Annotated in this window: 8 protein-coding genes; all 8 read right to left on the reverse strand. The window is 74.2% G+C overall.

Annotated elements, in window-relative coordinates:
- From ACNF49_RS44515 to ACNF49_RS44550, 8 genes are read right to left on the reverse strand one after another with little or no spacing between them, the layout of a single operon-like run.
- Positions 1 to 1,254: a beta-ketoacyl synthase N-terminal-like domain-containing protein gene (locus tag ACNF49_RS44515; RefSeq protein ID WP_357978806.1), complete on the reverse strand. Its 1,254-nt coding sequence runs from the start codon at positions 1,252 to 1,254 to the stop codon at positions 1 to 3.
- Positions 1,251 to 1,490, reverse strand: coding sequence for a phosphopantetheine-binding protein (locus ACNF49_RS44520; protein ID WP_357978808.1), 240 nt, complete (start codon positions 1,488 to 1,490; stop codon positions 1,251 to 1,253). The genes ACNF49_RS44515 and ACNF49_RS44520 overlap by 4 nt, the downstream gene beginning before the upstream one ends.
- The gene (locus tag ACNF49_RS44525; RefSeq protein WP_357978810.1) at positions 1,487 to 2,704 is read right to left on the reverse strand and encodes a hydroxymethylglutaryl-CoA synthase family protein; all 1,218 of its coding nucleotides are present in this window, start codon (positions 2,702 to 2,704) and stop codon (positions 1,487 to 1,489) included. The genes ACNF49_RS44520 and ACNF49_RS44525 overlap by 4 nt, the downstream gene beginning before the upstream one ends.
- The gene (locus tag ACNF49_RS44530) at positions 2,701 to 2,937 is read right to left on the reverse strand and encodes a phosphopantetheine-binding protein (RefSeq protein WP_352327369.1); all 237 of its coding nucleotides are present in this window, start codon (positions 2,935 to 2,937) and stop codon (positions 2,701 to 2,703) included. Before ACNF49_RS44530 ends, ACNF49_RS44525 begins: the two co-directional genes overlap by 4 nt.
- A complete protein-coding gene (locus tag ACNF49_RS44535; RefSeq protein ID WP_498703468.1) occupies positions 2,924 to 3,844 on the reverse strand; it encodes an LnmK family bifunctional acyltransferase/decarboxylase in 921 nt (306 codons plus the stop codon). The genes ACNF49_RS44530 and ACNF49_RS44535 overlap by 14 nt, the downstream gene beginning before the upstream one ends.
- Positions 3,831 to 9,566 carry an alpha/beta fold hydrolase gene (locus tag ACNF49_RS44540; RefSeq protein ID WP_498703469.1) on the reverse strand — a complete coding sequence of 1,912 codons (5,736 nt, stop codon included), beginning with the start codon at positions 9,564 to 9,566 and terminating at the stop codon, positions 3,831 to 3,833. The genes ACNF49_RS44535 and ACNF49_RS44540 overlap by 14 nt, the downstream gene beginning before the upstream one ends.
- On the reverse strand, positions 9,563 to 15,955 hold the full coding sequence (locus ACNF49_RS44545; protein WP_482941501.1) for an SDR family NAD(P)-dependent oxidoreductase: 6,393 nt from the start codon (positions 15,953 to 15,955) through the stop codon (positions 9,563 to 9,565). Before ACNF49_RS44545 ends, ACNF49_RS44540 begins: the two co-directional genes overlap by 4 nt.
- Positions 15,952 to 24,336: an SDR family oxidoreductase gene (locus ACNF49_RS44550; RefSeq protein WP_482941502.1), complete on the reverse strand. Its 8,385-nt coding sequence runs from the start codon at positions 24,334 to 24,336 to the stop codon at positions 15,952 to 15,954. Before ACNF49_RS44550 ends, ACNF49_RS44545 begins: the two co-directional genes overlap by 4 nt.
- Positions 24,337 to 24,338 lie beyond the last annotated feature (2 nt).

The following is a 24,338-nucleotide window of genomic DNA, read 5'->3' on the forward strand; positions in this document are numbered from 1 at the left end:
TCAACGCTCGCGTCCGAGGACGATGCAGGTGTTGAAGCCGCCGAACCCGAAGCTGTTGGACAGCGCGTAGCGGATGTCGGCGGCCCGCAGCCTGCCGGGTGCGAGCCGGCAGTCGCGGTTGATCGGATGGCGCAGGTTCAGGTTGGGATGGACGAAGCCGCGGCGCATCTGCACCACGGTCGCGATCGCCTCCACCACGCCGGCCGCGCACATGCAGTGGCCGATCAGCCCCTTGGTGGAGTTGACCCACGGCCGGCCGAAGCTGTCGCCCAGCGCCCTGCGCAGCGCGGCCAGCTCGGCCACGTCGCCGCTGGGCGTCGCCGTGGCGTGGGCGTTGACGTAGTCGATGTCGCGCGGCCCGACGCCCGCGTTGGCCATGGCGTTGACCATCACCTTGGCCTCGCCCTCCTCGCGCGGGTCGGGCAGGCTGTTGGCGTCCAGCTTCAGGTCGTAGCCGCACAGCTCGGCCAGCGCCGTCGCGCCGCGGGCGGCGGCCGAGCGGGCGCTCTCCAGCACGACGCAGCCGGCGCCCTGGCCGGGCACGAACCCCTCGTGGTCCTCGTCGAACGGCCGGCACCTGGCCTGCTGCGGCTCCTCGACGCCGGCGACCGCCCCGAGCGTGGCCAGGCCGCGCTTCTCCATCGGCGACAGGTCGGTCATGGCGCCCACCACCAGGCAGACGTCCACCGCGCCCGACTCCACCAGCCGGCTGCCGTTGATGATCCCGACGTTCCCGCTGGCCGAGGCGCCGCCCACGGTGTAGCCCTCGCCCCTGATGCCGAACACCTGGCTGAGCGTGCCCACCCGGTCGGTGTCCATGAAGTGCAGCGCGAACCTGGCCGGCAGGTGGGCGGGGTTGTCCTCGTACTTGGGGTGCAGGTCGTGGGCGTAGCCGGAGCTGAGGTTGTGCCCGGCCACGACCAGGCCCATCCGCTCGGGGTCGGCCCGCGCCTCGTGCAGCCCCGCCTGCTCGTACGCCTGCATGGCGGCGACCAGGTCCATCTGCAGCGGCTCCGGTGAGCGGTTGGCCGCCCTCAGCGCGCTGCGCACGATCTCCTCGGGCAGGCGGCGCCGGGCCGCCACCGCCTCCCGGAAGCGGAAGCCCTTGACCAGGGCGGCCAGGCGCGGCCCGCCGTCGCCGGGGTCGGGCACCGGCCCGATCCCGCACCGTCCGGCCCGCAACGCCCTGGTGAACGACGGGACGGTGGAGGCGATCGAGCAGACGATGCCCATGCCGGTGACGACGACCTTCATGAATGCCTCGCCAGCAGGTCGACCAGGGACCGGATGTCGTGCACCTCCTGGAACTCCGACACCGGCACGGTCAGCCCGAGGTCCTCCATGCTCATGGTGACCACGTCGGCCCGGTCGACGCTGTTCGCGCCCAGGTCGGTCAGGGTGCCCTCGGTCGTCACGTCGCCGGGCCGCAGGTCCGGCAGCACCTTCAGGACGTTCTGCTTGACGGTCTCGAAAATCTCTGTGTCGGTCATGGTGCCAGCCATTCGTAGGTTCGGTGGTAGTCCTTCGTCCCGGTGTTCACCAGGAGGTCCCGGTCGAAGCGGGCGCGGCTGAGCAGGTGCTCGTACGCGCCCACGTCGACCTGCCTGTCCCGCTCCGGCACGAGGCAGGTCAGGGTCTCGGGCAGCAGCGCCGCGTACTCGTCGAAGGCGAGCTCGCAGCGGCCGTCCAGGTGCTCGCCGATCCGCATCGCGGCCAGCGTGCTCGCCGACTCCTCGTCGACCAGGCCGCTGAAGAACTCCGAGGAGCAGCCGGAGCCGTAGGAGTAGAGGCCGACCCGGGCCGGGCCGTCCAGGGTGGCGTGGTCGATCAGGCTGGCCAGCGCCAGGTAGACCGAGCCGGAGCAGAGGTTGCCCACCCGTCTGGGGTAGGCGAGCGAGGGCAGCACCCGCCGCTCGAAGTCCTCCTCGACCGACGCCGTGCCGCCGCCCGACTCGCGCATCAGCTTGCGGTGCGCGGCCTTGACCATCCCGGCGAACGGGGTGTGCATGGCCAGGTGGTCGAAGGTGGTGGCGAAGTCTGCGTCCTCGACCCTGGACCGGTAGCCGGCCAGGCAGCTGGTCAGGCAGTCGAGGTAGGCGAACAGCGAGCGGTCGGAGTCGGCGATGTCGAACGTCGGCCCCGGCCGCGCCGAGTCCATCGTCTCGTAACTGTGGTTGCCGAACGCCCCCAGATCCAGGTCCAGGACGCGCGGCCGGTCGCTGATCAGCACGGCCGCCGCCCCGGCGCCCATGGCGGGCTCGGCGTAGGCGGCGCGCTCGTCCACCAGCGCCACGTCCGTCGCGATCACCAGCGCCTTCGCGCCGGGCGACACGCCCGAGGCGACGTACGCGGCGGCGAGCTGGACGGCCGCCGTGGCCGCGTAGCACGCCTGCTTGACCTCCACGACCCGGCAACTCCGCGGCAGCCCCAGGTACTCGTGCACGTAGGAGGCCACCGACTTGCTGTAGTCAAGGCCGGACTCGGTGGAGGTGATCAGGATCTCGATCCGGTCGTCGCCGGCGATCGGCCGGGCGGCGTTGACCGCGTTGGTCACCGGGTCCTCGAAGGGCAGGCCGACCGAGCGGTTGCGCATCATCAGGTTGCCCAGGCGCTCGGCGTCGAGCCCGCGCCCCTCGAACAGCTCCGGCACCGGGATCTGGGCCAGGCCGCAGTAGACGTTGAGTGCCTCGATTCCGACGTTCACCTCACACGCTCCCACAGGAAGTCGACCAGGGCGTCGATGCTGGGCACGCCGCCGAAGGAGGACAGCGGCTCGCGCACGCCGAGCCGGTCGAGCACGGCCAGGATGATCTCGACCCGGTCCACGGAGTCCGCGCCCAGGTCCTTCAGGTGCGCCCGGCCGTCGATCTCGACGCCGGGCAGGATCTCGTCGATCGTCTTGTGTACGACGCCCTCGACGTGTTCACGCGTCGTCATCGGTGTCTCCCCTCCGGAGAACTCGCAGGGTGCTGACCGCGATCGTGCGGCCCCGGTCCTCCATGACGAGGTTGACGATCTCCTCGTTCTCGTCCTCCGGCGCCGGCCAGCACTCCAGGCTCACCCGCAGCACCGAGTCGGCGTTCGCGTTGCCCAGGTAGCACAGCCGCTGGTCGAGCACGACCCGCCGGAGGAAGTCGGCGACGCCGATCCCCCGGCTCCGCCAGAAGCGCAGCAGCACCCAGTCGACGATCGCGAAGTAGGAGGCGAAGTAGAGCAGGCCCACGCCGTTCAGGTCCCTGGACGGCTCCACCGGGTAGTCGGCGGTGAACGTGACCGGATCGTCCGGTTTGCGGGCCAGGAACGTACCGGTGCTCCGCGCGTGGCCGTAGATCTTCCTCGGCGAGTACGCGCCGGGCAGCGTCGGCAGGTGCTCGTGCCTGAAGTCCACCGGCGACGACTTGACCAGCCCCTCGTTGCTGCCGGGGGCGCTGCGCGAGATCCAGCGGTTGAAGGTCTCGACGTAGATGCAGCCGGGGTCGTCGAAGGCGTAGAAGCGGTCGGGGTCGAGCTCGTCCGTCCCGCCGCCGCCGCGGCCGATCCGGTGCAGGGCCAGCACCGACTCGCTGCCGAAGCCGAACAGCCGGGAGGTGACCGCCAGCTCGTCTCCGAACGTCAGCGCGTTGACGTGCAGGTCGCGGCTGCCCCTGACGTGGAAGTAGTAGAACGACAGGTACGTCGGGTCGCCGGCGGCGTTGCGCGCGTCGAAGGCGTTCGTGCCGCACAGCGCGCTGACCGTGTCCCAGGTCCAGTCGCCGACCTCGCCCATGAACAGCGAGCTGGGCCCGCACATCCCTGGCTTGACCAGCTCGGTCCTGGTCACGGTGCTGTCGTCAATTCTGTTCATCATGGAACTCGCAGATCAGCCGGTTGACGTGGTCGGGGCTGGTGAGCTGCGGGAAGTGACCCGCGTCGGGGATCTCCTCGTATCGGGAGTCGGGGATCAGGGCGTGCAGCAGGTGCGCGGTCTTGGCCGGGATGACGGTGTCGTACCGGCCCTGGACGATCAGCGTGCGCGCCCGGATCTCCGGCAGCCGGTCGCCCAGGTCCGGGCGTTCGGCGAACACGTCCAGGTAGCGCAGGCCGACCTGCGGGGCCATGCTCTCGGCGCGCAGCAGCAGCCGCATCAGGGCGTCCCGCCGCTTGCGCAGCCGCTTGGACCTGCTGCCCTCGATGACCCGGTCGAAGTCCTGGGTGGCCACCACCTCCAGCTTGTCGATGTCGCCGACCCGGTTGCCGATGCGGCAGGAGCTGCCGATCAGGATCAGCGACTCGGTGTCGTCCGGGTGGTCGAGCGCGTACGCCAGGGCGACCAGCCCGCCGAACGACGCCCCGGCCACGTGCGCCGGGCCGCCCGCCACGTCGTGGCAGAGCCGGGCCAGGCCGCCGAGCGACAGGTCGGCGGCGGCCGTGGTCGCGCCGACGCCCGGATGGTGCACGCTCGTCACCCGGTAGCGGTGGGCCAGGCCCTCGAACTGGCGGGCGTAGACGCCGGCGCCGATGTTGAACGGGTGCATGAGCAGCAGGGCCGGTCCTGAGCCGGCGCTGAACAGCTCGACGTCGCCGTCCGCGGTGGTGACGATCTCGTGTTCGACGTCGGGGTTGTGCTCGCGCAGGATCGCCAGGTTGGGGTTGTCGGGGCTCCTCCGGGTCTCGTTCTTCCGGCGGTTGGGACGGGCGGCTCGCGGGGCGTCGGCCTTCCGGCGGGCGGCTTGCGGGGCGTCGGTGCCGAGGAGGGCGCCCAGGCGGGCGGCGGCGTCCTTGGCCTCCTCGACGCTCAGGCCGACCGGCACCGCCAGGCGCACCACGCCCTCGCGGCCGAAGTGCGGAGCGCCCCTGATGCCCGTCTCGCGGAAGATGCGCACGTGGTCGGCGTCCTTCAGCAGCACGCAGTGACCGCCGGGCGGGCCCTCCAGCGGCACGCCGGCCTCCGACAGGCCCTGCCGGAGCGCCGCGACCGCGTCCGTCCGGGCCCGCACCTGCTCGGCCACCGTCTCGCGGTCCTCCAGAGCGGCCGCCATGATCCGGCGGTTGGCCAGGCCGACGTCCCTGCCCCAGGTCTCCAGCCGCTCGGCGACCCGCTCGCGCAGGGCGTCGTCGCGGGTGGCGAGCAGGCCGCCGAACGGCACCCCGAAGTCCTTGGACAGGCTGATCGTGGCGCTGTCGGCCAGTTCGAGCAGCTCGCCGACGACCTCCCACACGTCCCGGCCGTCCGCGACCGCCACGGCGTTGTCCACCACGCGGGCGCCGTCGACCACCAGCGGGACGCCGTGCCGCGCCGCGGCCTCCTTGACGGCGCGCAGGCTCGCCAGCGAGGTCGGCGCGCCGCCGGCCGCGTTGTTGGCCACCTCCACGCAGACGAACGAGACCGGCTCGTCCCCGGCCAGCTCCGCCTCCAGCGCCTCGACGTCGATCTCCGGGCCGCCGGGGAGCTCGACCGGCTTGAAGCCGTTGTCGGCCAGGCTCAGGAACCAGGTCGGGAACAGGCCGTTGTGCAGCACCCGCCCGCGCCGGCCCGGCCACGACCGGCACAGCAGCGCCTCGGCCGCCCGGCCGGAGCCCGTCGGGACGACGAAGGGGAACGGCAGGCCCTCGATCTCGGTGTCCGGGCGGGCGGCTGACCGTTCCGTCAGCCGCCGCAGCCGCTCGGCGATCCAGGGGGCGTCCAGCTCGGCCCAGGAGTCGGTGATCAGGTCGGTGGTGACGTGGTGGGCGGGGACGCGGGCCGGCTCGCCGCCGTACCGGGCCAGCAGCTCGGCCATGTCCGGTTTGTCTTCTGGCGGCTTGACTTTCGCTGGTTTGTCCTCTGGCGGCTTGTCCGCGGCCGGTTCGTCGGCGGTGGGGGTGTCGGTGGTGGCGGGGCGCAGGTCCGGGTCGGCGATCATGAGGATGATCTCCGAGACCGGCGTGCGGTCCTCCCCCTCCGGCTGGCACAGGTAGATGGGCACGTTCACCGGCCGGAACTTGTTCTTGAACTGGAAGTTCCCCTCGCCGAAGATGCCCGCGGAACGCAGCTCGTCCAGCGCCTGCCGCACGTCCGGGGCGGCGTTGGCCGACTCCTCCGTCTCCACGCCGAAGCTGGCGCCGAAGCTGAACATCGTGCACCCCTCGTCCACGAGCTGCTCGATGATCTGCACGATCGCGAACTCCAGCCCGCCGAGCGGCATGCCCTTCGGGTAGAACTCGACGTCCAGCAGGTAGCCGTTCTCCGACGGGATCTTCGTGATGACGACGGCGTTGGCCACCTCGTCGTCCAGGTAGGTGACGAAGACGCGGTGCCTGCCGTCCAGGCGGCCCTCCTCGATCTCCCGCCGGACGACCGACACGTACGGGTTGACCATCTGCTTGCGGCCGGCCCACTCGTCCACCAGCCCGGCCAGCCTGCGGTCCATCGCGGGGTCCTCGCCCGAGCGGTACTCGGCCGTCCGGCACTCGCCCGCCTTGCAGAAGCGCCGCACCATGTAGCGCAGGCGTTCCATCCGGCCGCCCTTCAGCGTGAAGGAGCCCAGGTCGTCGAGCCGCTGCACGGCCCCGAACGGCGTCGCGCTGTACGGCTCCCCGGCCACCTCGCGCACCGGGAGGAGGGACAGGAAGTTGGGCCGCAGGCCGCGCGCCCTCGCGTAGGCGGTGTACTCCTCGACCAGCTCCTGGAAGTACTCCTCGGAGCCGGCGTAGCTCCAGGCCAGCAGGTTGCCGCCGTTCTCGGAGACGTGCAGGTAGCCCTCCCGCGCCGAGCCGATGAAGGCCAGCGGCGCGATGTCGCGTCCGGCCAGGCCGCCCTCCTTGGCGTGGCGGCGGTCGATGCCGGCCACCAGGTCCCGCAGGTCCGGGTGCCGGTGCAGGTCCCGCTTCAGCAGCACGGCCGGCTCGCCGTCACGCGCCCGCGTCTCGAACGGGGCCGGTCCGTCCGGCTCCTCCAGGGGGCGTACGGACTCGGCGCCGCGCTCGTCGCGCAGGTGCGCGGCCAGTTCGGCGGGCGTGGGGTGGTCGAACAGGAGGGTCTTGCGCAGCGCGCCGACCTGCTTCTCCAGGACGCTCACCACGCGCAGCATCTCGAAGGAGGTCAGGCCGTTGTCGGCGAAGCTGCGGGTGGGGTCGAGCGGGCGTTCGATGATCGCGCCGACCAGGTCCGCGAGCTGGTCCTCCAGGGCGCCTGCCTTCCCTTGCGCGGGCTCCGGGGCCTTGGCCCGTGCGGGGCCGGGCGCCTTCGCCTGCTCGGGCGTGCGGGTGCGCTTCGGGGCCGGTTCGGCGCCCTTTTGCGCGGGCTTCGGGGCCGGTTCGGGGGTGCGCTTCGGGGTGGGTTCCTGTTGCGGTTTCCGGGTGGGGGCGGAGTCGGTGATGGCTGATTCGACGGCGCGGGCGAGCCGGTCCACCGTGTCGTACTCGTACAGCTCGGCTGCCTGGAGGTCGAGGGAGAAGGCGGTGTTGATCGCCTTGACCAGTTCCATCCGGAAGATGGAGTCGAGTCCCAGTTCCTCGAAGGGGGTGTCCACGTCCACGCCGGCGGGGTCGGCGTCCAGGATCGTGGAGAGCCGTTCGCGCAGCATCTCCTCCACCCCGGCGGGCCCGCCGGCGCTTCCGGTGGGGGCGACCGGGGTCTCGTCCAGCCGTGCGGCCTCCGCCCGCTCGGCGGGGGCGGGCGCGTCCGGCGTCCGGCCGCCCTTGGCGGCGCGCAGGCGCACCTTCCCGTCGCTGGTCCGCCGTACGACCCCGCCGTCCGAAGGCGCGGCGGACGACACGGCGGCCGGGGCGGCGGCCCGGGACGGCTCGGGCGCGGTGAACCAGTGCTCGACGCGGGCGAAGGGCGGGCCGGGCAGCGAGACCCGCACCGGGCGCGGCCCCTGCCACAACCCCTGCCAGTCCACCTCGCTGCCGGAGACCCACGCCTCGGCGAGGTCCTGCGGCCCGGTGCCCCACGGCGCCGGGGCGTCCCTGCGGGCGGTGCCCCTGTGCACGCCCGCCGGTTCGCCGCTCAGCGCCCGGACCGCCTGATCGCGATCGCTGACCACCACGGCGAGCCGTTCGGACAGGTGGCGGCGTCCGTTCTGGAGGGTCCAGGCGATGCGGTCGAGGCCGATCTCCGGATGTTCCCGGATGTACCGGGCGACGTTCTGGGCGTACTCCTCCAGGGCTTCCCGGCGGGCCGCCGACAGGACCAGCACCCGCGGCTCCCCCGCCTTCTCCGGCGGGACCTGTTGCCGGTACGCCTCCAGCACCACGTGCGCGTTCGTGCCGCCGAAGCCGAACGAGCTGACCCCGGCGACCCGGTCCGGCCCGTCCCACGGCGTGAGCCGCGTGTTGATGGTGAACGGGCTGCCCTCCAGCCGCACGTACGGGTTGGGGCGCTCGTAGTGGATCGTCGGCGGCAGCGCCCCGTGGCGCATGCACAGCAGCACCTTGAGCAGCCCGGCGATGCCGGCCGCCGCCTCCAGATGACCGATGTTGGTCTTCACGGTGGCGAGCGCGACGTGCGGGACGTCCGGCGCGGGCCGCCCCCGGTCGGCGTACAGCCGGGCGAACGCCTTCTTCATGCCCTCGATCTCGATCGGGTCGCCGAGCCTGGTGCCGGTGCCGTGCGCCTCGATGTAGGTGACACGGGCGGGATCGACGTCCGCCTTGCGGTAGGCGTCGACCAGTACGCGCGCCTGCGCCTCGGGGTTGGGCGCGGTGAGCGAGCTGGCCCGGCCCCCGTGGTTGACCGCGCTGCCCCTGATCACGGCGAGGATCTGGTCGCCGTCCGCCTGCGCCGTCCGCAGCGGCTTGAGCAGGACGGCTCCGCAGCCCTCGCCCCGGCCGTAGCCGTCGGCGCGTTCGTCGAACGTCTTGCAGACGCCGTCCTCGCTGATCATGCCGGACTTGGCGAAGGCGATGTAGAGCCCCGGGCTGAGCGTCAGGTTGACGCCGCCGGCGATGGCCGCGTCGCACTCGCCGTCCTCGATGGCGCGTACCGCGTGGTGCAGGGCGACGAGGGAGCTGGAGCAGGCGGTGTCGACCGCCTCGCTCGGGCCGCGCAGGTCCAGCAGGTGGGAGACGCGGTTGGCCAGGATGCAGTCGGCCACGCCACTGGCCGTGTGGGCCTCGACCGGCACGCCGTGTTCGCGCAGCAGGTCGTCGTAGTCGCACGCGGACACGCCCGCGAACAGGCCCGTCCTGGTGCCGGCCAGGTCGGCGGGGCGGTAACCGGCGTCCTCGACGGCCCGCCAGACGGTCTGCAGGAACAGCCGCTGCTGCGGGTCCATCATCGCCGCCTCCTTGGGCGAGATGCCGAACAGCGCGGCGTCGAAGGAACGTACGTCGTCCAGGAAACCGGCGCGGACGTTCGCCGTCTCGGGGTTCTCGCGCAGCTCGCGCCGGTCCTCGGGGACCGGCCGGGTGAGGTCGCGGCCCTCGGCCAGGTGGCGCCAGAAGTCGTCCAGGTCGGCGGAGCCGGGCAGCATGCCCGCCATGCCGACGATCGCGATGCCCCCCGTTGCCAGGTCGCCCGTCGCGGTCCCAGCCGTCGTTCCGGTCGTCGGGTTGTCAGGGGCGGGTGGGGAGGTCCCGGCGCCGGGCCGTGGGGGCGAGGTCACGGTCTCCGGCGCCGGGCCTGGCTCGGCGTCCTCCTGCCGCCCGGCGGGGGCGGCGAGAGGTTCTGCGGCGGGGGCGGGGGGTTGGTGGTGGCCGGGGCGGGTGGGGTGGTGGTGGGAGCGGATGCGGTGGTGGCGGCGGGTGGGGTGTGGGCGGCGGCGATCTCGGCCGGGTGCTCGGCGAGCAGGTGGTCGCAGAAGGTGGCCAGGTCGGTGGCCTCGAAGAGCACGGTCGGCAGCAGATCCAGCTTGTACCGCTCGTTGACCTGGTCCACCAGCTCGGCCATGGAGATCGAGTCGAACCCCATGTCCATCAGCTCGGCGTCGAGGTCCACGTGCTCCTCGCCCACCAGCAGGAATCCGGCCGCCGCGCGACGCAGCTCCGCCCGGACCGCCTCGATCAGATCGTCGTCGGACCCGGTCGTCTCCGTCGCGGACATGGGCTCACTCATCTCCATAACCTCGGATTCGGGGTTCGCGGGCGGCTGGGGCCGTTCGGGGGCGGGCCCGGATGGGCCTTCGACCACGGCGAAGCTCGTCTCGGCTCCGGCCAGTCCTCGGGCGAAGGCGGCGAGACCGGCGGCGGTGCTCATCGGGACGCTGCCCCAGCGGCGTTCGAACAGCCGGCGGGTGGCGTCGTCCACCTTCATGCCGCCCTCCTCCCACAGCGGCCAGCCGACGGCGAGCGTCCTGCCGTGCCCGAGCCGCGCGCGCCGCTCGGCGAAGTGGTTGAGGAAGGCGTTGGCGTAGGCGTAGTCGATCTGCCCGATGTTGCCGGTCTCGGCGGCCACCGACGAGAACAGCGCCAGGAAGTCCAGCGGCTGCCCGCGCAGGGCCTCGTCCAGCAGGACGGTGCCGAGAACCTTGGGCTCCTGCACGGCCCGCGTGTCCTCGGGACGTTTGCGCACGGCCCGCGCGTCCCGGTGGATCCCGGCGGCGTGGATGACGCCGTGGAAGGGGCCGTACCGGTCGCGCAGGTCACGCAGGTCGGCGGCCGAGCACACGTCGGCGCGCACGTAGACGGCGGGCAGCCCGGCGATCCGGCGCCCGATGTCGTCGCCGGGCTCGGACCGTCCGATCAGGACCAGCTTCGCCGCCCCGCGCCCGGCGAGGAAGCGGGCGAACGCCAGCCCGATGGCCCCGGCGCCGCCGGTGATCAGGTACGTGCCGTCCGGCCGGACGTCCAGCCCGGGTGGCGGCGGCTCGTACGGCTCCATGCTCTTCAGCAGGCGGGCGCCGTCGCGGTAGGCGACCTCGGAGACCCGCTGCTCGGGAGCGGTTCCGGCGGCGGGCGCCCGCAGCTCGGCCGCGACCTGCGCCGGGGTGGCGCCGGTGACGCAGACGCCGCTGAACGCCGTGTGCTCCAGGGCCAGCGTCCTCAGGGCGGCGGCCAGGGCGGTGTGGTGCGGCTCGCCGGTCGCGGCGGACACCACCACCCTGAGCGGGCCCCCGTCGCGCAGGACGGCGGTGGCCGTGCGCAGCAGGACGTCGAAGGCGGCGGTCCCGGGGAACGGGTCCGAGGGTGCGATCACGATGGCGTCCGGGGTCCGGCCCAGGCCGCCGAACTGTCCGGCGGCCTGCTCGGAGGGATCGTCCAGGCCGTCGAGCTGTCGGGCGGCCTGGTCGGGGGTGCCGTCCGATGGGAAGGCGTCGCCGGGGCGGAGCCGGGTGCCGCCGAGCGCTGCGGCCAGCCGGTCGTCGTCGGTGATCACCAGGAGGGCTTCCGGTTCCCGGGGGCCTTCGGGGAGTGCGGCGGGCGTCCAGCGGGGCCGCAGGTAGGTGCAACGCCCGTCCGCTGGCTCCCCCTCTCCCTGAGCGGGGGCGGCCTCGGGGGCCTGCCCCGAGGTCGGCTCGGACGCCGGCTCGGCGGCGAGCTCCGAGCCCGCCTGAAGGGCGGCCGCGTCGGCGGGCGTCGGCTGGAGGTCGGGAGGTCGGGGCGCGGTGCTGGGTTGGGGCTTGCCCACGGGGTCACCAATGGGGTGGGTGGGTGCGGGGGTGGGGAGCCAGTAGGGGCGGCGGTCGAAGGGGTAGGGCGGGAGGGTCACGCGACGCGGGTGGGGGGTGGGCCAGTTGGCGGCCCAGTCCACCCGGGCGCCCGCGACCCAACCGGCCCCGAGCCCCTCCGCGCCGCCCTCCGGCGGAGCCTGGCCGGCGCCGGGATCCGCCGTCCCCACGAGGACGCCTTCGGCCTGGCCGTCGTCCGCGAACGAACGCAGCCGGGCGGCGAGCTCGTCCAGGGTGGCTGCCCGGACGGCGAGCCGTTCGGGCAGCTCGGCGCGGCCCACCTGGGTGGTGTAGGCGAGCTCCGCCAGCCCCGCCCGCCCGCTCGCCGCGACGTCCGCGACCCCGCCCGCCATGGCGCGCAACTGGTCACGGGTACGCGCCGAGAGCAGGATCACCTGCTCGCCCGCGTCGACGGGCTCCGGCGGCGGCCCGGCGGTGGGCACGTACTCCTCCAGGACGACGTGCACGTTGGCCCCGCCGGCGCCGAACGAGCTGACCCCCGCCCGGCGCGGGAACGCCTCGCCGTCCAGGAAGGGCCGCTGCCAGTCGGTCAGCCGGTCCGGCGGCCGGAAGGGGGACGCGGTGAAGTCGATCTTCGAGTTGGGCGTCTCCAGGTTCGCGCAGGGAGCCACCTGGCCGTGCTGGAACTGCAGCAGCACCTTGGTGAGCCCGGCGATGCCCGCCGCCCCCTCCAGGTGCCCGATGTTGGCCTTGACGGAGCCGACCATCCGGTCCACGCGGTCCGCGTCCGCGGCACCCTGGGAGGCGAAGGCCCGGGTCAGGCTGGCGATCTCGATGGGGTCGCCGAGCGCGGTGCCGGTGCCGTGGGCCTCGACGTACGAGATGGTCCGCGGGTCCAGTCCGGCCCGCCGGACCGCCTCGGAGACCAGGTCGGCCTGGGCGCTCGGATTGGGCACGGTGTACCCGGCGGTCTTCCCTCCGGCGTTGGCGAAGGCGCCCTTGATGACGCCGTAGATCCGGTCGCCGTCCCGCTCGGCGTCGGCCAGGGGCTTGAGCAGCACCGCCCCGACGCCCTCCCCCGGCACGAACCCGTCGGCCGCCTCGTCGAACACCTTGCAGGCGCCGTCGGCGGCGAGCATGTTCAGCGAGCAGAGCGCCACGAAGTGGGCGGGGTGCAGGATCAGGTTCACGCCGCCCGCGATGGCCTGCGCGCACTCGCCGCGCCGCAGGCTCTCGCAGGCGAGCTGGACCGCGGTCAGCGACGACGAGCAGGCCGAGTCGACGGCGAGGCTCGGCCCGCGCAGGTCGAAGAAGTACGACACCCGGTTGGCGATCGACCAGTACGCCGAGTGCGCTCCCGCGAACCTGCCCTCCGGCCAGCCCTCGGCCGCCGCCATGCGCCCGTAGGAGCCGTACATGGTGCCGACGAAGACGCCGGTGCTCGGCTGCCTGGTGTGCTCGCTCAGGTAGCCGGCGTCTTCGAGCAGGGTCCAGGCGGTCTCCAGGAACAGGCGTTCCTGCGGGTCGGTGATCTCGGCGTCGCGGGGCAGGATGCCGAAGAACGGCGCGTCGAACTGCTCCACGCCCTCGATGAAGCCGCCCCACTTGCTGTAGGTGCGCTGCTTGCGTCCGCGTTTGGGGTCGTACAGGGCGTCCAGGTCGAAGCGGTCCGCCTCGGTGATGCAGTTCGCGCCCTTCGCCAGGTTGTTCCAGAAGGCGTCCAGGTCGGGGGAGGCCGGGTAGCGGCCGGTCACCGCGACCACGGCGATGTCGAGCGCCTGCGCGGCGGGCTCGCGGCGCGGCGCGGGCCGCGCCGGCTCCGCCCGCGCGGGTTCCTGTCCCAGGGCCGCGCGCAGGCGCTCGCCGTGCTCGTTCTCCAGGTACGCGGCCAGCTCCTCGATCGTCAGGTTCTCGAACAGCAGGGTGGACGGCAGCGGCCCGAGGTCCTGCTCGAACCGGTGGATGACGTTCTGGCTCACCAGCGAGTCGATGCCGAACGTCTCGAACGTGGCGCGCTCGTCCAGGTCGGTCGTCCCGTACTTGAGCACCTCGGCGAACACCCGCTTGACGTAGCCGCGGGCATCGGTGCCGGTGGCGGTGGCGGGCGTCGTCTCGCCCACCAGGACGCACTGGTCGAGCTCCGCGACGGGCGTGCCGGGGATGCCCAGGGTGCGGGCGGGGGTGAGACCGGCTTCCCGGAACGCCCGCTGCCACTGCGGCGCGCCGAGCAGCGGACTGTGCGGCAGGCGCAGCTCCTCGTCGGTGAAGCGCCACCAGCCCGGGGTCAGCCCGAACGTGAGGGTCAGGAAGTCGGCCGCCCTGGTCACCTCGTTGACCAGCAACCGGCCGCCGGGACGCAGCAGCGCGGCGGCGTTGCGCAGCGTCCGGCCGACGTCGGCGGTGGCGTGCAGGACGTTCGTGGCCAGCACGACGTCGTAGGCGCCGGTCTCGAAGCCCTGCTCGGCCGGGTCGCGTTCCACGTCGAAGAGGGCGAGGACGAGGTCCGGGCGGCGCGCGCCGAACTCCCGCTCGCCGTGGCGCAGGAAGCCGGGTGAGACGTCGGTGTAGGTGTACTCGACGTCCTGGCCTTCCAGGGCGTCCAGCACGAAGCCGGTGCTCGCGCCCGTACCGGCGCCGATCTCCAGGACGCGGCGGGGGCCGCCGCGGGCGACCTCCCCGGCCAGCAGCCGGTTGAAGTGGTCCGAGACCGCCTGTCCCTTGTAGACCTGCTCGACCAGGCTCATCGAGCCGCCGGGGAACAGCACCTCCATGGGGTCGCGGTCGCCCGCCAGCACGCCGGGCAGCGCCTCGACGCAGGCGGTCAGCAGCTTGACGTGCGGCTCCAGGTCGGGGAAGCGGGCCAGCACGTCCGCCGGCGACGTCTCCGGCGCGGGCCCGTCCAGCAGGTCGAGCACGGCGGCGCGCAGCCGTCCGCGGTCCGCGCGCACGTTCTCGACCGCCCTCACCCGGTCGGCCGACCGGTGCAGCAGCCCGCGGGCCAGGTCGTCCAGCGCGGCGAACGCCGTCCGCGCCCGTTCCAGCTCTGCGAGCTCGCCGGTCCGGCCGGGCTCGGTGGCGGCGTCCGGGGTGCGGACGCCGATGTGGGCCGGGCCCTTCGGCTCCGCCTTGACGACGAGTGCCTGCCGCGCGCCCGAGCCCAGGACGGCGGCCAGCGCCGCCATGCCCTCCTCGGGCTCGATCGAGCCGATGCCCAGCTCGGCGAACCGGCCGTCGTAACCGCCGCCGGAGACCGCGCCGACGCTGCCCCAGTAGCCCCAGTTGATCACGCTGACCGGCCGGTCGGGCAGGCTCAGCGCGTAGGCGTCCTCGAACGTGCTGGCGGCCGCGTAGTTCGCCTGGCCGCCCACCTCGACGAACGAGGCCGCCGAGGAGAAGTAGGCCAGGAAGTCGAGCGGCAGTCCCGCCAGCGCCTCGGCGAAGACGGCGGCACCGGCGACCTTGGGCGCGAGCACCTGGGCGAACGCGTCGTCGTCCATGTTGGCGAGCGTCATGTCGCGCAGCACCAGAGCGGCGTGGAAGGCGCCGTGGAGCTCGCCGAACCGCTGCCGGGCCGCCTCGACGGCCCTGCCGAACGCGGCCCGGTCGGCCACGTCGGCCCGCAGGTACACGGCCTGGCCGCCGAGCGACTCGATCTCGGCCAGCTGCTCGCGGATCTCGGGGCTGATCTCCCGCCGTCCGACCAGGGCCAGCCGCGCCCCTGCGGTGGCGGCCAGATGCCTGCTCAGGGTACGTCCGAGGCCGCCGGTCCCGCCCACGATCAGGTAGGCCCCGCCGTCCCGGTACGGGCTGCGGCCGGAGGTCAGGGGCAGGGGTTCCAGGGTGCGGAGGTGGCGGTGGCCGTCGCGGAGGGCGACCAGCTCGTCGGCGCAGCTCTCGGCGCGTACCAGGCGGGCGAGGTCGGCGGGCGGCGGCGGCTCGGCGCCGGCGTCGATGACTGCGACGGTCCAGTGCGGGTGCTCGGCGGCCACCGCCCTGGTCAGGCCGATCACGCCGGCCGCGTGCGGGACGATCTCCTCGTCCCCGACCCGCACGGCTCCGGCGACGACCACCTTCACCGTGGGCCTCCAGTCGCGCCCCTGCTCGGAAAGCCGCTTGACCAGGCGGAACACGTCGCGGGTGGTGGGGTCGCCGGCCGGCGGGCCGCTCCGGTCGGGCAGGGCGAGGACGTACACGGTGTCGTACCGCCCCTCCGGCCGTCCCTCGGGCGGGGCGGGCGAGGCCAGCGGCGCCAGGCGGCCGTCCTCGTGGATGTCCAGGAGGGCGCGGGCCAGCGGCTCGGCGGCGGGGGTGTGCAGCACGAGCGCCCGCCCGCCGCCCGCACCGGACCCGGTGGCGGGCTCGGTGGCGGGCTCGGTGGCGGGCTCGGTGGCGGGCTCGGTCCGGCGCCAGACGGGGGCGAAGATCATGCCGTCCGCGGGCCGGGCCGGTCGGGTCCGCAGGACGACCCCCGGAACTCGGCCCTGACCTGCCCGGCGGCGTCGGCGAGGCGGACCGTGTACCCGTCCCGGCCCTCGTCGATCACGTGGGCGTGGGCGGGGCCGGTGATCGGGCCGTCCAGCTCGGCCGACTCCACGCTGAACGGCATCGCGGGCTCGCCGTCCTCGGGACGCAGCGCCGCGACGGTCTGGAGCGCGCCGTCCAGCAGCGCCTCCCAGCGCGCGCCGTCGCGCAGGACGCCGAGCGCCTCGCCGTCGCCGACGCGGACCTCGCGCAACACCCGGAACCCGGGCCCGTAGTGCAGCCCGGCGCGGTCGAAGGCGCGGTAGAGGTCGTCGCCCGGACGGCCGCCCGAGCACCGGGCCTCGACCTGCGCGACGTCCAGCCGCCGGAGTGCGCCGTCGCCGGTCCGCAGGGTGCCGCGGGCGTGCCCGTCCAGTTCGAGGCCGCCGTCGTCGCGCACGACCACGTCCAGGGCACGGGCCTCGCGCACCTCGAACGGCCGCAGCCACCGTACCCGCTCGAAGCGCACCGGACCGGACAGCCCGCCGCGCTCGGCGGCGATCGTCAGGAAGGCCACGCCGGGCAGCACGGGGGTGCCGCCGATCCGGTGGTCGGCGACCAGCGGGTCGTCGGGGCGGATCCACGTCCCGGGGGCGGGCCCGGCGGGGTGGCCGGCGCCGTCGATCCAGTGGCGCCGGTCGTCCGCGAACGGGTATCCGGGCAGCGGCACCCGCCGCCCGCCCGCCGTCAGGTCGTCCCAGGGGAGGTCTTCGCCGCTCGTGTACCGCTCGGCGAGGCGTCCCGCCTCACCGCGTGCCGGGCGGGCGCCGTCGCGCAGCTGGCCGCGCAGGTCGGCGAGGTCCCCGGCCACGTACGCGCACCGGGCCCCGGCCAGGTGCGGCCTGCCGACGGCGAGCGTGCGGGCGACGTCGCGCACGTCCAGCTCCGGGTGGGCGCCGAGGTGGCCGGCCAGGCCGGTGCGCAGCCGTGCCAGGGCCTGCTCGTCCGAGGCCGACAGGGGCACGACGACGTCCTCGCGCCCGCCGGCCCGCGGTTCGCGGGAGGGCGGCTCGGCGACCACGACGTGGCAGTTCGTCCCGCTGAAGCCGAAGCTGCTCACCGCCGCGACGCGCTCGCCCGAGCGGCCGGGCGTCCAGGGCGACAGCTCCGTGACCACTTCGAGCGCGCCGTCCGCGAAGTCGATCTTCGGGTTGGCCCGGACGAACCCCGGCGACGGCGGCAGCTGCCCATGCCGTAACGCCAGCAGGGTCTTGAGCAGCCCGCCGATCCCGGCCGCCATGGTGGTGTGGCCGACGTTCGCCTTGAGCGACCCGATGCGGCACGGGCGTTCGCGGTCCGTGCCGAACACCTTCGCCAGCGCCTTGACCTCGATCGGGTCGCCCAGCTCGGTCCCGGTGCCGTGCGTCTCGACGTAGTCCACCGCGCCGGGACGGATCCCGGCCCGCCGGTGCACCTCGGCCAGCAGTTCCGCCTGGGAGGAGGCGCTGGGCGCGGTGATGCCGTTGCTCGCGCCGTCGCCGTTGACGCCGCTGGCCCGGATCACGCCGTGGACGTGGTCGCCGTCCGCCAGCGCCCGGTCCAGCCGCTTCAGCACGACCACGCCGACGCCCTCGCCCAGCACGATGCCGTCGGCCGACTCGTCGAAGGGCGCGCAGGTGCCCGTGGGCGAGAGCATCCCGGCCTTGCTGCACCAGATGTGCATCCTCGGGGTGTTCATCACCGCCACCCCACCCGCGACCGCCGCCTCGCACTCGCCGCGCCGGATGCTCTCGCAGGCCAGGTGCACGGCCACCAGCGAGGACGAGCACGCGGTGTCCACGGCCATGGTCGGCCCGCCGAAGTCCAGCAGGTACGCGATCCGCGCGGGCAGCACCGAGGAGGCGTTGCCGAGGAAGGCGTGCCCGGTGTCGTCGCGTCCGGCCGCCGCGAGCAGGCCGGCGTAGTCGCCCGCGCCGCAGCCGACGAAGCATCCCCACGGCCTGCGGCCGGACCTGGCGGCGTAGCCGGCGTCCTCCAGGGCGTGCCACGCCTCCTGGAGGAACAGCCGCTGCTGCGGGTCCATCGTCTCGGCCTCGAGGGGCGAGATGTTGAAGAAGGCCGCGTCGAAGGCGTCGACGTCGGTGAGCATGGCGGCCCACTTGCTGTACGTCCGGCCCGGCGCCATGCGGTCGGCGTCGTACACCCGCGACACGTCGAACCGCTCCGGGGGCACCTCGCGGATGCTGCACCGGCCGTCCGCCAGGTTCCGCCAGAACGCCTCGAGGTCGGGCGCGTCCGGGAAACGCCCGGCCATGCCGATGACGGCGATGTCCCCCTCACGGACGGCCTGCTCCTCACGGACGGCCGACTCCTCATGGGCGGAGGGCTCGTTCCGGGCGGGGGGCTCCTCGGGGGAGCGCACCGTCTCCAGGGTGACCGTGCCGGTGTTCGCGGGAGGCCGGGCGGCCGTGGTGTCCGGCTCGGCGCGGTCGCCGTCGAGCGAGGGCAGCCGGACCTGGCCCGCCCGCTCCTCCGGGCCGCCCGGTCCGGGCGTCCCGTCCCGCTCGGCGGGGGTGGGTTGTTCGGGCACGAAAGGTCGCTCCTCCCGGACCGGCTGCTCGGGGGCGGGACGCGGTGCGGAAGGGCTCTCCTCCCGGACCGGCTGCTCAGGGGCGGGACTCGGTGTGGAAGGGCTCTCCTGCCGGATCGGCTGCTCGGGAGCGGGACGGGGCGGGGGCACGGTCAGCCCGTCGGCGGCCACGGCCTCCCGTACGGCCTCCACCAGCGCGGGGACGGTCGGGTGGTCGTAGACGGCGACGGAGTCCAGGTCGAGCCCGAAGCTCCGGTTCAGGTCCCGGACGATCTCCACGGCCCCGATCGAGTCCAGCCCCATCTCGCTGAAGCTCAGCGAGTCGTCCACCTCGTGGGGCTGGAGGTAGAGGTGGCTCATGAGCGTGCCCTCGATGACCCGCCGCACCTCCCCCGGCTCAGGCCCGGCCCCTGCGGTACGCCCTTCCACGGGCCGGCCCTCCGCTGGACGGCCCTCCGCACCGCCTCGGGAACGACCGGGCTCGGAGGCCCCTTCCTCGGAGGAGCCGCCTTCGGAGGCGCCGGCCTTCGGTGACGCGCTTCCGCCGGTGTCCGCTTTCGAGGCGTCGCTTCCGCCGGTGTCCGCCTTCGGGGCGGCGCCTCTGAAGGTGTCCACCTTGGCGAAGTAGTCGTCGACGCGGGCCAGCGACTCCTCCCCCAGCACGCGCTCGTGCATCCCCGACTCTCCCGCGATGACGCCGGTCAGCCGGTCGAGCACCCGTCCGGCCAGCTCGGACTTGAGCGCCCGCAGGGCCGGCAGCGGCAGCGCGGCGATCGAGCGGGCGTGCCTGAGCGCCGCCTTCAGCACGGCGCCCTGCGGCAGGACGGTCACCCCGGCCCCTCGCCGGGCCAGCTCCTCACCCGTGACGGACCGGCCGGTGTAGAGCATCTCGTGCGCCGCCGACCGGCCGAGCCGCTCCTCCAGGATGTACGTCGCGCCCATCCCGGGCGTGAAGCCGAACTTCATGAAGTTGGCGCTGTAGACCCCTTCGGCCGCCATGATGACGAGGTCGGCGAACAGCCCGAAGGCCAGCCCGCCGCCCGACGCGTGCCCCTGGACGGCGGCGATGACCGGCCGGTCGCACCGCAGCAGCCCCTCGTACAGGAAGGGCACGTCCGTGAAGCGTCCCTCGCCGCCAGCGAGGGTGCGCAGGGCCTCCGGGGTGGCGCCCATGCTGAAGACGTTGCCGCTGCCGGTGAGCACGACCGCCTTGACGTCCTCGCGCCCGGCGATCTCGGCGAACGCGGCCTGGAGGTCGTCGATCAGCTCCCTGGTGAACATGGACGCCCCGGACCCCATCACCACCAGCGCCACCCCTTCGGGCAGCACCTCGAACCGCACCCCTTCCCCGTCCGGCACGAGCTCCACGACCTGCTCCTCCGGCGTCTGCGCGGCGGACGGCTCGGTGGGCGGCTCGACGGGTGACTCGGCAGGGGGCTCGGGGGTCGTGGTGGCGCGCTGCCAGCGGCCGAGCCAGCAGCTCTCCTCCTGGAACGGGTAGACCGGCAGCGACACCAGCCGCCCGCCGTCGTGGCACTCGCGCCACGGCACCTCGGCTCCCCCGGCCCAGGCGGCCGCCACCTCCGCCAGCCGTCCGGCCCGGAACAGCCGGACGCATTCCGCCGCCGACGGCGTCCCTTCCTCGCCGCCACCGGAGCCGGTGAAGACGCCGGGGCCGGGGTTCGCGCCCGCCGCGTACGCCTCCAGGCCGTCCCGCAGCTCGGCCACGTCGTTCACGACGAGCGCCAGCCGCTCCGCCATGCCGGTCCGGCCGACCTGCGAGGTGTAGGCGAGGTCGGCCAGGGCGGTGCCGGGCCCGGCCAGGGAGGCGACGGTGTCGTCCAGCGAGAGGCCCTGACCGAGCTGGATCAGCGCGGCCGGGTCGAGGCCGAGGTCGCCCAGCGAGTCGGCCGGGTCGAGCTGGTCGGCGGGGATGCCGAGCAGCGCGGCCACCCGTTCGACGCCGCCCGGGGAGCCGCCCGGGGAGCCGCTCGCCGTCGCGGAGCCCGTGGCGGCGGTGTCCGCCAGGAAGCGGGTCCAGGCGCGGGCGTAGTCGCGCAGCGCCTCGGGCGTACGGGCGGAGAGCACGACCAGGCAGGGCCCGTCCGCGCCCGGCCCGGGAGCGGGCTCCGGCGCCTCCTCGACCAGGACGTGCGCGTTCGTGCCGCCCGCGCCGAACGCGCTGACCCCGGCCCGCCGGGGTGTGCCGTCCGCGCGGGTCCAGGGTTCGAGCGCGCGCTGCACGTGGAAGGGCGTGGCGGCGAAGTCGATCTTCGGGTTGAGCTCGTCGGCGTGCAGGGACGGCACCAGTTGCCCGTGCTGGAGCTGGAGCAGCACCTTGGTGAGCCCGGCGATCCCGGCCGCGCCCTCCAGGTGGCCGATGTTGGACTTCACCGAGCCGATCGCGCAGTCCGCGCCCTCCGGCAGGGCCTGGCGCATGCCCTCGACCTCGATCGGGTCGCCGAGCGAGGTGCCGGTGCCGTGCGCCTCGATGTAGCCGATGCTCGCCGGGTCCCAGCCGGACCGGCGGATCGCCGTGCCGATGAGCTGGGCCTGCGAGCGCGGGCTCGGGACCGTGGCGCCGCTGGTCCGGCCGGTGTGGTTGACGGCGGTGGCGGCGATGACGCCGTAGACGTGGTCGCCGTCGGCCCTGGCCTGCGAGAGCGGCCTGAGCAGGACGGCCCCGACGCCCTCGCCGGGCACGTACCCGCTGCCGCCGGCGCCGAAGGCGCGGCACCGGCCGTCCTCCGACAGCCAGTGTCCCTGGGCGAGTTGCAGGTACTTCTGCGGGTGGACGGTCGCGTTCACGCCGCCGGCCAGGGCGAGGTCGCACTCGCCGCGCCGCAGGCTCTCGACGGCCAGGTGCACGGCGGTCAGCGAGGAGGAGCAGGCGGTGTCCAGCGCGATGCTCGGGCCGTGCAGGTCGAGGGTGTAGGAGACGCGGTTGGCGATGGAGGCGTGCATGGCCGTGGGGGCGACGCCGCCCTCCCCGCCCTCGACGAGCTGGTAGTGGTTCCACATGACGCCCGCGAACACGCCGACGTTCTGCGCCGACAGCGACTCCGGCGGGTGGCCGGCGTCCTCCAGCGCGTGCCAGCAGGTCTGGAGGAACAGCCGTTCCTGCGGGTCCATGCGTTCGGCGTCGCGGCGGGAGATGCCGAAGAAGGCCGGGTCGAAGCGGTCGACGCCGTCGAGGAAGCCGCCCCACTTGCCGTACGTCCTGCCACGGGCGCCCTTCTCGGGGTCGTAGATCTCGTCGTGGTTCCAGCGGCCGTCCGGGACCTCCTCGATGCAGTCGCGTCCCTCGGCCAGGTTGCGCCAGAAGGCGCGCAGGTCGGGGGCCTGCGGGTAGCGCCCGGCCAGCCCGACGACCGCGATGGGCTCCTCGACGCGCACCCCGCCGGGCTCGCCACCCGCCACCCGCTCCGCCGCGCGCGGCACGACCGCCGCGGGCCGGGAGGCCGGGCGGGGCGAGGGTTGCGGTGGGGCGGCCGGCAGCAGCGCGGGGATGCGGTCCGCGTCGCCGTGCAGCACCGTCAGGACGTCCTCGGTCCCGCTCAGGGCGCGGTCGAACACGTCGAGGGCGGCCTCGGTGGGCAGCGGGACCATCCCGGTGGCCGTGCGGGCGCGCTCGACCGTCTCCGGCCCGACCCGCATCCCGCCCTCGGCCCAGTACGGCCACGCGATCACCAGGGTCCGGCCCGGCCGGTCCCCCCGTGCCGCCCGTCGCCGGGCGAACTCCTCCAGGTACGCGTTCGCGAAGGCGTAGTCGGCCTGCCCCGGGTTGGCCAGCGACGCCGACACCGACGAGAACACCACGAAACAGTCCAGGTCGTCGTCCCTGGTCGCGGCGTCCAGGTGGCGCACGCTCAGGGCCTTGGCCGCCACCACGGCCTCGATGTCGGCGGCCCGCTTGCCCGGGTAGAGCCCGTCGCGGTTGACGCCCGCGCAGTGGACGACGCCGTCGATCCGGCCGTGGCGCTGCCGGACCGTGGCAAGGGCGCGCTCGACCTGGTCCGGGTCGGTCAGGTCGGCGGAGATCTCCGCGTTCCTGCTGACGGGCACGGCCGTGGCCTGGTGTCGGCGTTCCAGGTGCTCGGCGAGGAGGCGGCCGATGCCGCCCGTCCCGCCGGCGATCACGTACACGCCGCCCTTCCTGATCGGGACGGGCCCGCCGGGCTCGGGCTGCCCGGCCGGCTCGGCCGGGAGCCAGCGGCGCACCAGGCGTTCGCCGCGCTCGTAGCGGATCTCGGGCTCGGCGGAGGCGTCCCGCAGCACGTCGGAGCCGGCGGGGGCGGTGGTGTCCAGCCTGATGCTGCGGCAGCGGATCAGCGGGGTCTCGGCAGTGATCGTCCTGGCCAGCGCGCCGACGGCCTCGTGGGCGGGGTCGTCGCCGGTGTGGGCGTAGGTGAGGGTGACCGGTCGCTCCGGCTTCGCGGCGAGGACGGCCTTCGCGGTCTCCCAGACGGCCAGGCACGGGTCGGCGGGCTGCCCTGGCGTGGCCCGGATCACCAGGTGCCGGGAACCGTCGTACCGGGCGCCGGGGGTGATCTCGCGGTACTCGCCGGGGTCGTCGCCGTCCTGGGGTTGCGGCACCCACACGTCGCGGAAGCAGTGCGTCTCGCCCGGCTCGGGCTCCGGCTCTCCCGGGGTGAGGTCGTAGGCGGAGGAGAGGTGGGCGGCGAGGCTGTCGATGTCGCCGTACTCGAACAGCAGGGTCGGGTAGAGCCGCCGCCCGACGATCTTCTCCAGTCGTTCGCTGATGTCCACGAGCGTGACCGAGTCCAGGCCGAGGTCGTAGAAGCCGGTCCCGGTGGGCACCTCGCCGGGCGGGCGGCCGAGCGGCCCGGCGACGAGCTCGCGCAGGCGGCCGACCAGGTCGCCGGAGCCGTTGTGGCCGGTGGCGGACGGCTGCTCAGGACGCGCCGGGTCGTCGAGCAGCCGCTCGATCAGCCGCGGCGACCTGATGCGCTTGCACGACAGCCCGCCGAACCCGGCGACGAAGCGCCCCCGCTCGTCGTAGAGGCCGAAGTCGTTGGTGATCACGTCGCCGGACGGCGCGATGCTCTCCGGACGCGGCGCGTACACGTGGAAGGCCGCGCCGAGCCGCCGGGGCGCGCGGAACTCGGCGATGTAGACCGGGATGAACGGCTCCCGCCCCGACGCCTCGGTCTGCCCCAGCCCGGCCAGCGTGGCCGCGTCCAGCCGGGCGGGGTGCAGATGGAAGCCCTCGTGGCCGGGGGCGGGCGCGTCCTGCCGCAGCTCGGCGAGCAGGTAGCCGTCGCCGTGGTGCAGCCGTCCGGCGCACTTCATCGGGGCGCCGTGGCTGATGTCCTCGGCCCTGGCGCGGGCGTACAGGTCCTCCATGTCGCCGTGCCGCCGGGCGCCCCGGCGGAGGGCGTCCAGGTCGATCGGGCCGGGCTCGGGGCCGCTCGGCGTGCCCACCTTGCCGGTGAAGTTCCGCCGCCAGCCGGACAGCGGCGTCCCGTCCCTGCTCCAGCGGCTCTCCGCCCGCACGTCGGCGCCGTCGACGGTGACGCGGATCTCCCGGTCGGCCTCCGGCTTGGTGACGATCGCCTCGGTGAACAGCACCTCGCGCAGGACGATGTCCCCGGGGTCCCGCCCGGTCGCCATCAGCGTGCGGAACACCAGATCGAGGAACGTCACCCCGGGCATGACGGACACGTCGTGCACGCGGTGGTTCCGCATGATGAAGTCGGTGTGCTTCAGCGTGGTGTGACACTCGATCGCGGGCATGG

The organism is Actinomadura sp. ATCC 39365 (assembly GCF_054392275.1).

Bases quoted from the DNA above. Each gene is read 5' to 3' on its own strand.
- ACNF49_RS44535 (WP_498703468.1), bottom strand. From the start codon at position 3,844: ATGAACAGAATTGACGACAGCACCGTGACCAGGACCGAGCTGGTCAAG.
- ACNF49_RS44530 (WP_352327369.1), bottom strand. From the start codon at position 2,937: ATGACGACGCGTGAACACGTCGAGGGCGTCGTACACAAGACGATCGAC.
- ACNF49_RS44550 (WP_482941502.1), bottom strand. From the start codon at position 24,336: ATGCCCGCGATCGAGTGTCACACCACGCTGAAGCACACCGACTTCATC.
- ACNF49_RS44520 (WP_357978808.1), bottom strand. From the start codon at position 1,490: ATGACCGACACAGAGATTTTCGAGACCGTCAAGCAGAACGTCCTGAAG.
- ACNF49_RS44545 (WP_482941501.1), bottom strand. From the start codon at position 15,955: ATGATCTTCGCCCCCGTCTGGCGCCGGACCGAGCCCGCCACCGAGCCC.
- ACNF49_RS44515 (WP_357978806.1), bottom strand. From the start codon at position 1,254: ATGAAGGTCGTCGTCACCGGCATGGGCATCGTCTGCTCGATCGCCTCC.